Origin of the sequence: Nonomuraea helvata, assembly GCF_039535785.1 — a bacterium.
GTDB classification, from domain to species: Bacteria; Actinomycetota; Actinomycetes; order Streptosporangiales; family Streptosporangiaceae; genus Nonomuraea; species Nonomuraea helvata.
The window spans coordinates 3,079,782-3,094,775 of record NZ_BAAAXV010000009.1 but is presented as its reverse complement, the minus strand read 5'-3'; the positions used below and the strand labels follow the sequence as shown (position 1 = coordinate 3,094,775).

Here is a 14,994-nt window from a genome sequence, read left to right as displayed (position 1 = left end):
CGGCGGTTGCGTGACGCGGGCGTCGAGGTCGTCGTGGGCACCTGTCCCGACCTCGGCACGGTCCGGCCGATCGCGCAGCCGCTGCGCTGGGTGACGCGGCGCTGGAGCCGCCAGCTGGCGGCGGCTCAGACGGTGGCGGTGGTGGACGCGGGCGGCCGTACGGTGGCGTTCGCCGACGTCCTGGGCCCGGAGTTCGATACAAACCCGACAGAAATGTTCGGACCGGATCGTTTCCATCCATCTGCCCGAGGTTACGCGCAGGCCGCTAACGCAGTGCTACCGTCAGTGTGCGCTGCGTTGGGGCTGTGGCCTGAGCCGCGGCCCGCACGTGGCGAAGCACTGCAACCGATCTACCTCGCGCGGCTACGGCCGCGGAGGAGCCCGGCACCGAGGTCACCGCGACCAGGGTCGACGGGCGGGCGACGGGCCTGCACGGAAAGTGGGCCACGTTGCTCCGCCGGCGGCTCGGCGTGACGCTCAACGACGCCCGGCGTCTGACGCCCAGGCTCGACGAGACCCTCGACGACGCCTGACGTCCCGCGCTCAGGCTCGATGGGGGCGAGCCGCGCCCGGTGCCGGTCACTCTGCGCGCCGGAGTCGCCACTCCTCGTCCTCTTTGGAGTGGATTGCCCGTGCAGCGGCCCCCCAGGAAACCGTCCATCGCCCTCGCAGGAGCCCTCGTAGGCACCCTCGCCGCGACCGCCTGCTCCGGCAGCGACGCGGCCACCACCACGACCTTCCCGACCTGGCAGAACACCCAGGTCAACGTCGTCAGCCGGATGGCAGTCGCGGGCGGGGTGGTCGCCGCCACCTCCATGAAGCCCGACGGCACGCTCGAGACCGTCGCCGTCGGCCTCCGCGACGGCAGGCGGCTGTGGGCGTACCCGGCCACGATGGCCGGCCGCCTGCCCGGCATGGGCGTCTCGACCCCCGCGATCGTGGAGACCTCCCAGGGCCAGGGGGTGGTCGTCGCGCTCGACCCGGCCAAGAGCGGCCACTGGAACGCCACCCTCGTCGCCCGCGACGCCCGTTCCGGGGCGCAGAAGTGGACCAGGCCGATGCATTCGACGTTCGGGCCGCAGCGCTGCGGCCCGTACGTCTGCGTGTCCGAGCACACCGCCCTGGCCAAGGCCCGCACGGTGGTGCTCGACCCGCTCACGGGCAAGCTCCTGTGGAAGCTGCCGGGGATCTCCGAGGTGGAGTGGTCGGACCAGGCCCGGGTCCTGCTCCTCAGGCTGGCCGCCAACCCCATGGTCGAGTCGTACGAGCTCAAGACCGGCAAGCTCCAGTGGCAGCAGCCGATCGAGCAGGCGCTCGGGCCGGGCGTCGACATGTCGGGCGGGTGGGCGTTCGGCGCCACAGGCGATGACCTGGTCGGCTACGTCGCCCCCTACACGAACCCGCAGACCAAGAAGGTCTCCGCCTTCGGCCTCTTCTCCATCAAGATCGGTGACGGCACGGTCAACTGGATGCGTCCCTCGGTCGTACGGGTCTATCCCAGCGGCAACCCCGGCTACGCGCCCGTCGTGCGCCCCGTCGACCGCCAGGGGGCCTACGGCGGGTTCGCCCGGCTGGAGTCGGAGAGCGGCCGGGTGCTCGGGCAGATCACCGCGACCGACGTGCCCGGCTCCGGCTGGTGGCTGGCCTTCCCCGACCGGATGGACAAGCTGGGCTTCCTCAAGCACAACGCCAAGGGCTCGGCGTTCGACCTCGCCTCCGGCAAGCCCGTACCGGTCGAGGAGCAGCGCGGCTGGTCCTTCTGCGTCACCGACCCCAAGCCGCTGCCGCTGCGGGGGCAGGCGCCGGGGTTCTACTCGACGGCCGCCGTCTGCGAGTACGACCTCGCCACCGGCAAGCGGGTCCAGGGCGATGTCGTGCCGCCCCCCTGGTTCACGGGCAGCCAGGACGGGTGGCGGCTGTGGCGCGACGAGAAGGGGGCCGTCCACGCCGTCAACGACCAAACCGCAGCCGCTCCGGGTATGTACGGATAGAACCCGAATATAGTTCTATCTGTAGCACCGACAAAGGAGGGGCCATGCCCGAGGCAGTCATCGTCGCTACCGCGCGTTCCCCGATCGGACGGGCCTTCAAGGGCTCGCTCAAGGAGATCCGCCCCGACGACCTGACCGTGCAGATGATCCAGGCGGCGCTGGCCAAGGTGCCCCAGCTCGATCCCTCGTCCATCGACGACATCATGCTGGGATGCGGGCTGCCTGGGGGCGAGCAGGGGTTCAACATGGCCCGGGTGGTGTCGGTGATGCTCGGGCTCGACAACGTGCCCGGCACGACCGTGACGCGTTACTGCTCCTCGTCGCTGCAGACGACGCGGATGGCGTTCCACGCGATCAAGGCGGGCGAGGGGGACGTGTTCGTGTCGGCCGGGGTGGAGACGGTGTCCCGGTTCGTCAAGGGCAACTCCGACTCGCTGCCCGACACCCAGAACCCGGTCTTCACGGACGCCGTGGCGCGTACCAAGGCGTTCGGCGAGGGCGGGAAGGTCTGGCACGACCCGCGCGAGGACGGCGACATCCCCGACATCTACATCGCGATGGGGCAGACCGCCGAGAACCTCGCCCAGCTCAAAGGGGTCACGCGGCGGGACCAGGACGAGTTCGGGGTGCGCTCCCAGAACCTGGCGGAGAAGGCGCTGGCCGACGGGTTCTGGGCGAAGGACATCACGCCGGTGACGCTGCCCGACGGGACCGTGGTGGAGAAGGACGACGGGCCGCGGGCGGGGACGACGTACGAGAAGGTCGCCACCCTCCAGCCCGTCTTCCGGCCCGACGGCACGGTGACCGCCGGCAACTGCTGCCCGCTGAACGACGGGGCGGCGGCCGTCGTCGTGATGAGCGACGTCAAGGCCGCCGAGCTGGGGATCACGCCGCTGGCCCGGATCGTCTCGACCGGCGTCACGGGGCTGTCCCCGGAGATCATGGGCCTGGGGCCGGTGGAGGCCTCGAAGCAGGCGCTCTCGCGGGCGGGGATGGCGATCGAGGACATCGACCTCGTGGAGATCAACGAGGCCTTCGCGGCCCAGGTCATCCCGTCCTATCGGGACCTGGGGATCCCGCTGGACCGGCTCAACGTGAACGGCGGGGCCATCGCGGTGGGGCACCCGTTCGGGATGACGGGGGCGCGCATCACGTCCACGCTGATCAACAGCCTCCAGCACCACGACAAGTCCATCGGCCTCGAGACGATGTGCGTCGGGGGCGGCCAGGGCATGGCGATGATCCTTGAGCGTTTGAGCTGAGTCTCACCTGGCGGCGCCCGGCCCCCGGGCGCCGCGCGGATGGAGTCAGCCGCGGAAGTCCGGGCCGGCGTGGGTCGGGGTGATGCGGAGGAGGAGGCGGCGGTCGCGGATCATGGCGGCGCGGTAGTCGTCCCAGTCCGGGTGCTCGCCTGAGATGTCCCGATAGTACGAGATCAGCCCTTCCATGGCCTCCGGGAGCGACAGGAGATCGGCCGTGCCGTCCACCTGGATCCAGTCGCCGTAGAAGCCGTCCGTGAAGACGCAGAGCGAGACGTTCGGGTCGCGGCGGGCGTTACGGACCTTCACCGCTGTTTCCCGGGTGCTGATGATGATCTGGTCACCCGCCACCCCCGCGGTCACCGGCGACATCTGCGGGCGCCCATCGCGATGCCTGGTGAGGAGGACGGCGTGGTGGTTGGTGCGGAGGAAGGCGAGTGCCTTGTCGAGATCCATCCAGCCATGATGACGCGCCCGCGCTTGGAGCACGGGCGCGAGGATGGATGGGCTTAGATGAAGCCCATGCGGTTACGGCGGTGCCGCTCGTGCTCGTGCACGATCGCGGCGGCGTAGCCGTGGGATAGCCCGTGCTCGTCCGCGAGCCAGTTGGCCCGTTCGTCGCACCTCAGAAAAGCCGGGCCGTTGTCGATGGCTTGAAACCACTCTGGGAGTTCGCGTCCCGTGATGGATGGGACCCTTGCGATGAGCTTTGTCTGCGTCTCCGGTGAGTGGTTCAAGGACATGGGCACCTCCGCGGATAACGGTCCTTGGTCTCGACCCTGCAACACCTACGCCCGAATGGCAACCCCCCAGCCAGGCATCATTTTGTGACGGCACGTAGATTTTCGGTCGCGTACGGCAAAGGGCCCCGCCGGAACGGCGAGGCCCTCGGGGGTTACGCGGAGGTTGACGATCAGTCGCTGCTGGTGAAATAGCTGACGAAGCGGAGCACCTCGAGGTAGATCCAGACCAGGCTCAGCGTCAGGCCGAACGCGCACTGCCAGGCGAACTTCTCCGGCGCGCCCTGACGGACGCCCTGCTCGATCGAGTCGAAGTCGAGCAGCAGGAAGAAGCAGCCGATCAGGATCATGACGATGCTGAACGCCCAGCCGATCGGGCTGTCGGTGCGCAGGCCGAGACCGCCGTCGGCGAACAGGCCGACGAGCATGTTGACCAGCAGCAGCCCGAGCGCCGCGATGCCCGCGGCGAGGCCGAACTTCACCAGCTTGGGCGTGACGCGGATGACCCGCAACGAGTAGACCGTCAGCACCGCGCCGAACGCGAACGCCGTGCCGAGCACGGCCTGCAGCACGATGCCGCTGATGGCTCCCTCGAAGACGGCGCTGATCTTGCCGAGGAACACGCCCTCGAAGGCGGCGTACGCCAGGATGAGCGCCGGGTTGGTGCTCTGCGTGAACGAGGCGATCAGCCCCAGGATCAGGGCGACGATGGCGGCGCCGACGGCGACCATGGGCGGGACGTTGAGGATCCACGCCGCGGCCGCGGCCACGACGAGCACCCCGAGGGTGAGGAACCCGCGCACGACGACGTCGTCAAGTGTCATGGTGCGGTACGCGGGCCGGGTGGGGGTCGCGTACGACGGGGCGTCGTACATGTTCTGCAACTGGCCGGGTGACGGTGTGGGCCCGGCCCAGCCTGCGGACTGCTGCCGCGACCTGCTGAAAACGGGGTTCTTGCTCTCCATCGCTGCCTCCTGTGACGCCGAGCCTACGGGGCGCAGCGGCACCTTGGTCAACTGGCGTTCAGATCGATGTTCTTTTGGGACTTCGGCAGCGAGGTCAACGAACGGGCCCACCGCCGAGTTCCCAAGGTCATCGGGCCAGTTCCAAGATCATCGAGGCTCCGTGGCGGGCCGGGCGGCTCCGAGCGCCTTTTACTGTCCGTCCGCGCGAAAAGACCGGCAGTAATGCTGTAGTCAAGCATTCACAGAAAGAAACATCCCGGAGAAGCCGGAAGATGCAGAAAAACCGCGCCCTGTCAATATGGTCAGAGGTGAAAAGCAAACGACGCCCACATGAGCTTACTCGCCCGCTCCGTGACCGGCTCGACCGGCTCGGCGCCGACGGCGGCAACCCCTGCAACCAGGGGCGTTGCGGCCCTCGAGTGGCCGATTCCATAACGACTCGATATCGGCCACCGGGAGGCCGTCCGACGATCGCGGTAAACCTCCAGGTCAGGAACCCAAAGGCGATGAAGACGGCAAGTGCCCCCGGCGGGATTCGAACCCGCACGTCAACCCTTTTAAGGGGTTTGCCTCTGCCATTGGGCTACGGGGGCGCCGCAATCATACGAAACAGACCATGCTTACGAGTAGCACAACTTCGCATCAAGAGTCACAACTGTGAAGTCTGCGGTGAAGTGATAGAGCTCCAGGCACTCTGTCCAAGATGAGTAGGCCGTCCAGATGGTCCAGTTGGTGCTGAATGCAGCGGGCTTCGAGGGCATCCGCTTCGATGGTGACGGGCTCGCCCGTACCTGGCAAATGCGCATGTACGGTGATGCGGCTCGCGCGGAGAACGTCTGCCGTGAGCCCTGGGATGGACGCGCACCCCTCCCGCCCGGGGTCCCAGTGGGAGGCGCTGGCGAGCCGTGGATTGGCCAGGACGAGCTCTCCGGCCCACGAACGGCTTCTGGGGTGCAGCCGGGTGTCAAAGGCGATCAGGCGCCAGCTCAGGCCGATCTGAGGGGCGGCCAGGCCGGGCGTGGAGGTCTCCCGGCGCAGAGTCGCGAGAAGGTCGGCGGCGGCGGCCACGACCTCGGGGGCGGTCGGATCGACCGGCTCGGTCGTCGCGGACAGGAGAGGGTGGGGGGCGCCGAGTATCTCGCGCGGGGTCCCCTTGCGGCCGCCGACCACCGCCCGGAGCGGTCCGCCCCTCCCGCTCACCGGCCCTCCTTCGTCGGTCCTGTGAGCAAACTGCTGCGTCTAATGGTTCGCTCGCTCCGCTCGCTCACAGCAAGTCCGGTTCGACGGGGCGGAAGGTTATCTCCGAGTCCAGGCAGGCGCCGACGGCCGCCAGCCTGCGCATGAGCGCCGCCACGTCCACCTCCTTCGGCAGCTCGACGTCGGCGATCAGCACGTACAGGCGGCCGGTGAGCCTGGTGCTCATCCCGGTGATGTTGCCGCCGTCCTCGGCCAGCACGGCGCTGATGGCCGAGATGATCCCCGGCCGGTCGGGCCCGTGCACGGTCAGCACGTAGCCGAGACCGCCTCCCTCCTCGCAGAAGTGACGCTGGGCCTCGATGGCGGACGCGGTCACCACGAGGTCGGGCGCGCACAGACGTTTCAGGAGTTCGGCGGAGTCGAGATCGCCCGACACCAGCAGCATCATCGCCACGTGGCCACCGAGCAACGTCATCGTCGAGTCCTGGATGTTCGCTCCGCAGTCGGCGAGCGAACCGGTGACTGCGGCGATCACGCCGGGCCGGTCGACGCCGAGCACGGTCACCGCTGAGAGCCCCACGCGTGGTACCCCTTCCGCTTGCGACCAGGGGTGCCGAAAACGCCCCGGCGAGGCTCACCGGGGCGCTGCCTTGCGTGGGCTAGCGGCGGGTCGTGGCGACCGCGGCCCTGAAGTCCTCACGCGGGTGCTCCATCTCACCCAGCGAGATCGTCTCCCGCTTGAAGAACAGGGCCAAAGTCCAATCGACGACGACACGTACCTTGCGGTTCAGCGTCGGCACCCGCGACAGATGGTAGGTGCGGTGCATGAACCACGCAGGGAATCCGCGAAGCTTGACTCCATAGACATTGGCGACGCCTTGGTGAAGGCCCAGACCGGCCACCGATCCGACATACTTGTGGCGGTATTCGACCAGTTGCTGTCCGCGCAGGTGACGGACGATGTTGTCGGCCAGCACCTTGGCCTGCCGGACGGCGTGCTGGGCGTTCGGGGCGCAGAACTGGCCGGGGTTCGTCACGTCGGGCACCCCGGCGGCGTCACCGGCCGCGAAGGCGTCCGAGACGCCGGCGACCGTGAGCATGGCGGTGGCCTTGATCCGGCCGCGCTCGTCGAGCGGCAGGTCGCTGTCGTTCACGACGGGGCTGGGCTTGACGCCGGCGGTCCACACGAGGGTCTCCGCGTCGAACTCCGAGCCGTCCGAGAGGATCACGTGGCCGCCGACGCAGGACTCCAGCCGGGTCTCGAGCTTGACCTCGATGCCGCGCTCGCGCAGCTGCTCCAGCGTCCACTTGCCCATCTCGGGGCCGACCTCGGGCAGCACCCGCTTGGTGGCCTCCACGAGCACCCAGCGGACGTCCGACGGCCTGATGTTGCGGTAGTAGCGCGTCGAGTCCTTGGCCATGTCCTCGAGTTCGGCGAGCGCCTCGACGCCCGCGAAGCCCGCCCCGACCACGACGAACGTGAGCGCCCTGCGCCGCACCTCCGGGTCGTCGGTCGACTCGGCCAGGTCGAGCAGGTGCAGCACGCGGTTGCGGAGCGCGATGGCCTCTCCCACGCTCTTGAAGCCGATGCCGATGTCGGTGAGGCCGGGGATGGGCAGCGTACGCGAGATCGATCCGGCGGCCATCACGATCACGTCGTAGGTCACCTGGCGCGGCTCGCCCTCGGCCGGCCGGAACGTGACCGTGCGGTCAGAGTGGTTGATCTCGGTGACCGTGCCGTTGAGGATCTGCACGTCGGGCAGGATCCGCCGCAGCGGCGCCACCACGTGCCTGGGTGAGAGGTTACCCGCAGCCGCCTCAGGCAAGAAGGGCTGGTAGGTCATGTAGGACTGGGGGTCGATGATCGTGATGCGTGCCTCGCCGCCGCGCAGCTCCCGATGGAGTTTGCGCTGCAGCCGGAGCGCTGTGTACAGGCCGACGTATCCACCGCCGACGATCAAGATGTGCTTGTTCATCCTGAGGCCCCATCCCTCGTGGAGTGCTTGTGAAAGCATTCACAAGCTTACGTCAAGCGCGCTTGATGAATCCAATCCGGGGGTGGTGCAACGCGTCACACAGCCAGTGACCTGGCCCTGGTGAAGACGTCGTCCAGCATCTGGGCGGTGACGCGGCCGGTGAACGTGTTCTGCTGGCTGGGGTGGTAGCAGCCCACCAGCGTGACCGGGGCCCCGGTGTACCGGATCCCGACCTCGGCGCCGTGCCCGAACGGCGGCCTGCTGCGCGGCAGCTCGTAACCCGCGTCCTTGAGCGCGGGCCACACGGCCTGCCAGGCGTACCCGCCGAGCGCCACCACCACCCGCACGTACGGCGCGACGAGCCGCACCTCGCGCGCCATCCACGGGAAGCACGCGGCCTTCTCCGAGGGCGTCGGCTTGTTCGCGGGCGGCGCGCAGCGCACCGACGCCAGCACCCGCGCCCCGATGAGCTCCTGCCCGTCCCCCGCGTGCGTGCTGGTCTCCTGCACGGCCAGCCCGGTGCGGTGCAGCGAGGCGAACAGCCAGTCGCCACTGCGGTCGCCGGTGAAGATGCGCCCGGTCCTGTTGCCCCCGTGCGCGGCAGGGGCCAGCCCGACGATCAGGATCCGCGGCTGCTCGTCACCCCAGCCGGGGACCGGACGGCCCCAGTACGTCTGGTCCGCGAACGCGCGCCGCTTCACGTCGGCGACCTGTTCACGCCATTCCACCAGGCGGGGGCAGGCACGGCAGACGGACTGGCCGGCCGTGAGCTCCGCGAGGGTGCCGCTGGTGGCGGCGAGGCGGCGCACGTCCGCGGGGTCGAGCGCGACCGGGGTGTCAGCGGTCGCCGGATCCTCGGGCCAGCCGGTGCCAGGAGGTACGAAGCTCATGACACCGATGGTGCCCGATCACCCGCCCTGCTTCTGACTGGGCGTCGGGCTGGGCGTGGGAGTCGGGCAGGCGGTCTTCTGCGGGGTGGCGCCCTGCTCGACCACCTCGTCCTGCTTGATCAGCGGCAGCGGGTAGCGGTTGAGAATGGGCTCCCCGCACGACCGGTCGACCGTGTAGCCGTAGTCCTCGGGGCTGGTGGTCAGCGGCTTGCCGTCCTGGTCGTAGAGGTAGACGTCGCTCAGCGGGGTGCCGTCCTTGGCGTACGGCTTGATGTTGTAGACCTCCCCGCTGGACGACGCCGGGTCCACCCACACCGGCTGCGGTGGCGGCGCCATGGCGACGGACGCCTGGCCATCGTCGTACGAGGCGGCGGAGGCCATCCCGGCCAACAACGTCAGCGCCGCCACCAGGTTGAGCGCCGCCATGAGACCCGTGCCCAGCCGTCCCCGGTGCCGCCTGCCGAGCCAGACCGAGACCCACACGCCCGCCGCGGCCAGGGCCCACCCGGCGATGTTCGGCGGGACGAGCCCGCCGTCGCCGGTCGCCGCCAGCAGCAGCATGGCCAGCAGGTAGCCGCGCAGCACCCACCAACCGGGACGCAGCTCCGGGAGGAAGCCCACGAAGCTCCGGTACGACCCCTGGCCCATCAGCCTGGTGTGCGCGCCCAGCACCCACGCCCGAGGGTCTGGACGGCGCTTACGGCGGCTCTGAGGCCGGTCTCCGTACGCGGCCGCCAGCTCCTCCGCGTAGACCTCCGGCGACCCGAGCCGGTGCTCCAGCGGCAGATCCGACTCCGCCGCGATCTCGGCCAGGTGGTCGTCGAGGTCCTCGAGCAGCTCCTCCCGATCGGGATGGTCGGCGAGGGCATCCCGTACGGCCTGCGCGTACTGGTCGGGGGTCATGCGTGTCCCTCCTTGAGCAGGGATGCCATGGTGGCCGAGAAAGAGGCCCAGGTCTTGGCGGACTCGGCGTACGTGGCCCTGCCCACCTCGTTGAGCCCGTAGTACTTGCGGTGCGGCCCCTCATCGGAGGCCACCACGTACGACGTCAGCGCCCCGGCCTTGAACAGGCGCCGCAGCGTGCCGTAGACCGAGGCGTCGCCCACCTCTTCCAGGCCCGCCTCTCTGAGCCGGCGCACCACGTCGTATCCGTAGCCGTCGCGCTCGTTGAGCACGGCGAGCACGGCGAGGTCGAGCACGCCCTTGAGAAGCTGGCTGTGATCCACGGTTAGAACACTACTGTGCAAAGCGAAGTAGTGGCAACAAGAAACCGGGCGGCGCCCGAAGGTGCCGCCCGGTTCTCAGTCAGTCATGCGACCTCGGTCACGCCGGGGTGGAGCTGGAGGAAGGCGTGGGGGTCGGGGTCGGGGTCGGCGTCGAGCACGGCGCGTAGGACTTGGTGATCGTCGCGCTGTTGTCCGGACCCGTGATCGACAGCGTCACGGTGCCGCCCTTGGCGTCGTCGCCACTCAGTGTCTTGGAGAACGAGTCGACGCTCTTCGTGCCACCGTCCCAGCCGAAGTACTCGGTGCCGCTGGAGACCGCCTTGCCGTTCAGCGACCAGGTCCAGGAGACGCGGGCGCGGCCGGTCGAGGTGATGGTGCCCAGAGCGTTGAGCGTGCAGGCCGAGGTGGTCGACACCGAGGCGGAGGCCGAGACCCTGGCGTCCGGAGCCTCGTCCTGGCACCAGACCCGGTAGTAGGCCCGGTTGGAGGACGTGCCCTCGGGGCTCAGAACCTCCAGCTGCGCCCAGCCGCGCTGGCTGTGACGCGGGGAGATGCCGAGGTAGACCCTGCGCGAGTCGTAGACCCGGACCTTGCCGTAGTCGACCACGTCACCGTTGAGGATCCAGCGGTAACGGACCCACGCCGGGGAGTCGGAGTGGATCAGACCGACGAAGCCGATCTTGTCGCCGTAGGTGCAGGGGCCGGTGTACGAGTCAGGGCTGGCCCACGCGCGCGCCGACACCTTCGGGTCGAGGTGCGAGCGCACTTCCTTCGGCTCCTGGCAGGAGACGGAGAAGTAGCCCTTGCCGGAGGTGACCTTGCGCGGACCGAGGACCTGGACGGCCTCCCAGCCCTGGACGTCCTCGTCGAAGGTGACGGACTGCCTGACCGTCACCGACTTGGTGCCCTTGCCCTTGAGCGTGATCGACTTGATCTTGCCCTTGGACCCGTCACCGTGGAGCCAGCGGTAGGCCACCTTGGTCTTACCCTTGACCGTGACCTTGATCCTGGCCGCGAAGTTGACCGTGACCGGGCAGGATCCTTCGTAGTTCCGGTCCGACGCATAAGGCGTCGCCACCGAGACCTTGGGCTTGGCCTTGGTCGCCGCCTGGGCGGGGCTGGCGACCAGACCCGCGGCCATGGCGGCCAGCACTGCGGCGGACGCGCCCAGCGCCGCCACCCTACGTGCTAACCCAACAGACTTCATGTGAGAGTGCTCCATTCCGTGAGGGAAGGTACGCGCTCGGGAACGGTCGCCACGCTGTCACCTTTCGTGCACAGCTATATGGCAAAGCCCCCGTAATGCCTCTTTACCTAATCACAATACTGATTGCACACTCAACTCATGACATGTACCGGAAATGTCCGGATTTCTTCAGCTATCGGGCGATTGTCCAGGCAATGCCGTCGAGGATGTCGTGTTCGCTAACCACGACCTGGGAAAACGCGAAACGTCGTACGATCCGGTCAAGTATTAGCGCCCCCGCGCCAATCACATCGACTCTCCCCGGATGCATGACCGCTACCTCGGCACGCTCACCATGGGTCATCGCGAGAAGTCGCCGCGTCACCTCGTGAACCTCTTCGGCGGAAATCCGGGAGTGGTGAATCCGCTCCGAATCGTAGGCGGGCAGACCGAGCGCCATGCCCGCGACCGTCGTCACCGATCCCGCCAGGCCCACCAGCGTATGGGCCTGATGGACGGGCACCTCCGCCTCGACCCGGTCGAGCGCCGCCTCGATGTCGGCCACCACGGCCTCCAGGGCCGGCGCGGAAGGCGGGTCCCCGGCGTCCTTGAGGTGCCGCTCGGTCAGGCGCACGCAGCCGATGTCCACCGACAGCGCCGCCTCGGCATGCTCGGAGCCGACCACGAACTCGGTGGACCCGCCCCCGATGTCCACCACCAGGTAAGGGGGCATCGGCCCCTGCGGCAGCTCGGTCTCCGGCGACAGCCGGATCAGGCCCTTGGTCGCGCCGGCGAACGAGAGCTCGGCCTCCTCGGCCCCCGACACCACCTCCGGCTCCACCCCGAAGATCTCGCGGACCCCGTCCACGAACTCCTGCCGGTTGGCCGCGTCCCTGGTCGCGCTCGTGGCCACCACGCGGGTCCTGGTGGCGCCGTGCCGGTCGATCAGCTCGCGGTAGACGCGCATGGCCTTGAACGTGCGGTCCAGGGCGTCGGGGGCCAGCCTGCCGGTCCTGTCGACGCCCTGGCCGAGGCGGACGATCTCCATGCGCCGCTCGATGTCGTCGATGAGGTCGTCGCCCACGTCGGCGACGAGCAGGCGTACGGAGTTGGTGCCGCAGTCGACGGCGGCTACACGCATGGTCCGTCACTCCACCAATCGGGAAGCGCCTCGAGCGCCTCCCTGCCGAAGGGGTTCGCGCCGGGCACCGCCAGCTCGTGCGCGACGAGCGCGTGCAGGCACTTGACCCGCAGCGGCATGCCGCCGGTGCTCTGCATGTCGCGCGGCAGCGGCTCGAGCCCCTGCTCCTGCGCGGCCTCATCGCGCCTGGCGACGTAATCGTCGTGCGCCGCCCGGTAGTCGGCGGCCAGCTCGGGATCGGTGGCCAGCCTGGCCTGCATCTCCCGCATCAGCCCCGAGCCTTCGAGCGTGCCGATGGCCGAGGCCGCCTTGGGACAGGTCAGGTAGTAGAGGGTCGGGAACGGCGAGCCGTCGGGCAGCCGTGGCGCGGTCTCCACCACGTCGGGGTTGCCGCACGGGCAGCGGTGCGCCACCGCGCGCAACCCTCTGGGCGGCCGCCCGAGCTGCCGTCGTACTGCCTCGACGTCGCGCTCATGGTCGCGCCCACTTCGGCCCTCGTTGGCTCGTCCCTCGCTCTCCCGGGCCGAGCTCCTGCGCTCAGGACTATCCAACGCTTTCCTTCCCTGTCACGGCCCGCCGCCCCGTGCCCTGGTCGGCGGCCTCCACCGACTCCCAGAGCGTCTGGTACCACGGCGGCGCGGCCGGTTGCTGCTGCACGGCCGTCTGCTGCTTGGGCTGCTGGCGCTCCATCACCACGAAGCACTTCTCCCCGGCCCCGCAGTAGAACAGCCGTTCCTTGGCCGTCTTCTTGATCCAGTTGGGGTCGTTGGTCTGCCGGTCGCGCTCCAGCAGCGCCTGCTTCTCCGCCTCGACCCTGGCCTTCTCCGCCCGGAGCTCGGCGATGCTGCGGCGCAGGCTGATGTACTCGCGGACGGGGTAGGCCAGGCTCATCGCGATCGCGCACACCACGATGGCCAGGATGGCGGCCCGCCCGGTCAACTGCGGTCTCTTCGCCAAGTGCTCTGCACCCCCTCAAGTACGGGGCTCGCGGCGGAACAGCGCCGCGAGCCGTACTCGAAACTAGCGCCGGAAACGCGGGAACGCGGCGCGACCCGCGTAGCGGGCGGCGTCGTCCAGGAGCTCCTCGATGCGCAGCAGCTGGTTGTACTTCGCCACGCGGTCGGAGCGGGCCGGGGCCCCGGTCTTGATCTGGCCGCAGTTGACCGCCACCGCCAGGTCGGCGATCGTCGTGTCCTCGGTCTCGCCGGAACGGTGGCTCATCATGCAGCGGTAGCCGCTGCGGTGGGCCAGGTCCACGGCGTCGAGCGTCTCCGACAGCGTGCCGATCTGGTTGACCTTGACCAGCAGGGCGTTGGCGGTGCCCTCGTTGATGCCGCGCTCGAGCCGCTCCGGGTTGGTGACGAACAGGTCGTCGCCGACGAGCTGCACCTTGTCGCCGAGCGCCTCGGTGATGGCCTTCCAGCCCGCCCAGTCCTCCTCGTCGAGCGGGTCCTCGATGGAGACCAGCGGGTAGTTGGCGACCAGGTCCTCGTAGAAGGCGATCAGCTCCTGCGCCGACAGGCCCTTGCCGTCGATCGTGTAGACGCCGTCCTTGTGGAACTCGGAGGCGGCCACGTCGAGGGCCAGCGCGACGTCGTCGCCGGGCACGTAGCCGGCCCGCTCGATGGCGACCAGGATGAGGTCGAGCGCGTCGCGGTTGGACGGCAGGTTGGGCGCGAACCCGCCCTCGTCGCCCAGGCCCGTGGCGTAGCCCTTCTCCTTGAGCACGCTCTTGAGCGCGTGGTAGACCTCGGTGCCCATGCGCACGGCCTCGCGGAACGACTCCGCCCCGATCGGCGCGATCATGAATTCCTGGATGTCGACGTTGGTGTCGGCGTGGGCGCCGCCGTTGAGGATGTTCATCATCGGCACGGGCAGCACGTGGGCGTTGGGCCCGCCGACGTAGCGGAAGAGCGGCAGGTCGGCGCTGTCGGCGGCGGCCTTCGCGACGGCCAGCGACACGCCGAGGATGGCGTTGGCGCCGAGCTTGGCCTTGTTGGGCGTGCGGTCCAGATCGATCATGATCTGGTCAATGATGCGCTGGTCCTCGGCCTCGACCCCGTTGATCTCCTCGAAGATCTCGTCGGTCACGGCGAGGACGGCCTTCTCCACGCCCTTGCCGCCGTAGCGCTTGCCGCCGTCACGCAGCTCGACCGCCTCGAACTGGCCGGTGGACGCCCCGCTCGGCACGGCCGCGCGGCCGGTGCTGCCGTCGTCGAGCACGACCTCGACCTCGACCGTGGGGTTGCCTCGGGAGTCGAGGATCTCGCGGGCGTATACGACCTCGATGGTAGCCACGGGATGCGCTCCTAAATCGGAAAGGCAATATGCCATCAGAGCCTATCGGTACGTCCGTACGCCGCACCGCACGGTCACGCCCGTGCCCCGGTGGACCTTCCGCCCGCCCGAGCTGCGCCTGGCAC

Annotated in this window: 16 protein-coding genes, 1 tRNA gene and 1 pseudogene; 3 read left to right on the top strand and 15 right to left on the bottom strand. The window is 69.1% G+C overall.

Annotation, left to right across the window (positions count from 1 at the left end):
• From ABD830_RS47915 to ABD830_RS47905, 3 genes and pseudogenes are all read left to right on the top strand, one after another.
• A pseudogene (locus ABD830_RS47915) lies at positions 1–533 on the top strand (SGNH/GDSL hydrolase family protein); the annotation flags it as partial.
• Positions 534–632: 99 nt separating this feature from the next.
• Entirely contained in the window at positions 633–1,991 is a 1,359-nt protein-coding gene (locus ABD830_RS47910) for an outer membrane protein assembly factor BamB family protein (RefSeq protein ID WP_344992904.1), read from the top strand.
• Positions 1,992–2,035: 44 nt separating this feature from the next.
• Positions 2,036–3,253 carry an acetyl-CoA C-acetyltransferase gene (locus ABD830_RS47905; protein WP_344992907.1) on the top strand — a complete coding sequence of 406 codons (1,218 nt, stop codon included), beginning with the start codon at positions 2,036–2,038 and terminating at the stop codon, positions 3,251–3,253.
• 45 nt (positions 3,254–3,298) lie between these two features.
• Here the strand turns inward: ABD830_RS47905 and ABD830_RS47900 are convergent, their stop codons facing one another.
• The 15 genes from ABD830_RS47900 to eno all read right to left on the bottom strand — a co-directional run bounded on the left by ABD830_RS47900 (position 3,299) and on the right by eno (position 14,869).
• The gene (locus ABD830_RS47900; RefSeq protein ID WP_344992910.1) at positions 3,299–3,706 is read right to left on the bottom strand and encodes a PPOX class F420-dependent oxidoreductase; all 408 of its coding nucleotides are present in this window, start codon (positions 3,704–3,706) and stop codon (positions 3,299–3,301) included.
• A gap of 53 nt (positions 3,707–3,759) precedes the next feature.
• On the bottom strand, positions 3,760–3,993 hold the full coding sequence (locus ABD830_RS47895; protein ID WP_185068609.1) for a DUF4287 domain-containing protein: 234 nt from the start codon (positions 3,991–3,993) through the stop codon (positions 3,760–3,762).
• A gap of 170 nt (positions 3,994–4,163) precedes the next feature.
• Positions 4,164–4,955, bottom strand: a complete 792-nt coding sequence (locus ABD830_RS47890) for a Bax inhibitor-1/YccA family protein (protein ID WP_345002186.1) — start codon at positions 4,953–4,955, stop codon at positions 4,164–4,166.
• A 520-nt stretch (positions 4,956–5,475) separates the two neighbouring features.
• Positions 5,476–5,548 (bottom strand) — tRNA-Leu (locus ABD830_RS47885).
• A gap of 49 nt (positions 5,549–5,597) precedes the next feature.
• A complete protein-coding gene (locus tag ABD830_RS47880) occupies positions 5,598–6,125 on the bottom strand; it encodes a peptide deformylase (RefSeq protein ID WP_345002268.1) in 528 nt (175 codons plus the stop codon).
• A gap of 94 nt (positions 6,126–6,219) precedes the next feature.
• Positions 6,220–6,732 carry a glycine cleavage system transcriptional repressor gene (locus ABD830_RS47875; RefSeq protein WP_345002185.1) on the bottom strand — a complete coding sequence of 171 codons (513 nt, stop codon included), beginning with the start codon at positions 6,730–6,732 and terminating at the stop codon, positions 6,220–6,222.
• A 79-nt stretch (positions 6,733–6,811) separates the two neighbouring features.
• Entirely contained in the window at positions 6,812–8,128 is a 1,317-nt protein-coding gene (locus ABD830_RS47870) for an NAD(P)/FAD-dependent oxidoreductase (protein ID WP_345002184.1), read from the bottom strand.
• Positions 8,129–8,223: 95 nt separating this feature from the next.
• Positions 8,224–9,018: a uracil-DNA glycosylase gene (locus tag ABD830_RS47865; RefSeq protein WP_345002183.1), complete on the bottom strand. Its 795-nt coding sequence runs from the start codon at positions 9,016–9,018 to the stop codon at positions 8,224–8,226.
• Between the two features lie 18 nt (positions 9,019–9,036).
• Positions 9,037–9,921: a hypothetical protein gene (locus ABD830_RS47860; protein WP_345002182.1), complete on the bottom strand. Its 885-nt coding sequence runs from the start codon at positions 9,919–9,921 to the stop codon at positions 9,037–9,039.
• Positions 9,918–10,244 (bottom strand): PadR family transcriptional regulator, encoded by a 327-nt coding sequence (locus ABD830_RS47855; RefSeq protein ID WP_345002181.1) that lies wholly within the window; start codon positions 10,242–10,244, stop codon positions 9,918–9,920. Before ABD830_RS47855 ends, ABD830_RS47860 begins: the two co-directional genes overlap by 4 nt.
• Positions 10,245–10,341: 97 nt before the next feature.
• Positions 10,342–11,451, bottom strand: coding sequence for a hypothetical protein (locus ABD830_RS47850; RefSeq protein WP_345002180.1), 1,110 nt, complete (start codon positions 11,449–11,451; stop codon positions 10,342–10,344).
• Positions 11,452–11,623: 172 nt separating this feature from the next.
• Complete coding sequence (locus ABD830_RS47845) at positions 11,624–12,571, bottom strand: Ppx/GppA phosphatase family protein (RefSeq protein WP_345002179.1); 948 nt, start codon at positions 12,569–12,571, stop codon at positions 11,624–11,626.
• Positions 12,562–12,993, bottom strand: a complete 432-nt coding sequence (locus ABD830_RS47840; protein WP_345002267.1) for a DUF501 domain-containing protein — start codon at positions 12,991–12,993, stop codon at positions 12,562–12,564. Before ABD830_RS47840 ends, ABD830_RS47845 begins: the two co-directional genes overlap by 10 nt.
• Positions 12,994–13,114: 121 nt before the next feature.
• Positions 13,115–13,528 (bottom strand): FtsB family cell division protein, encoded by a 414-nt coding sequence (locus ABD830_RS47835; RefSeq protein ID WP_345002178.1) that lies wholly within the window; start codon positions 13,526–13,528, stop codon positions 13,115–13,117.
• Positions 13,529–13,591: 63 nt separating this feature from the next.
• Positions 13,592–14,869: a phosphopyruvate hydratase gene (gene eno, locus ABD830_RS47830; RefSeq protein ID WP_345002177.1), complete on the bottom strand. Its 1,278-nt coding sequence runs from the start codon at positions 14,867–14,869 to the stop codon at positions 13,592–13,594.
• Positions 14,870–14,994 lie beyond the last annotated feature (125 nt).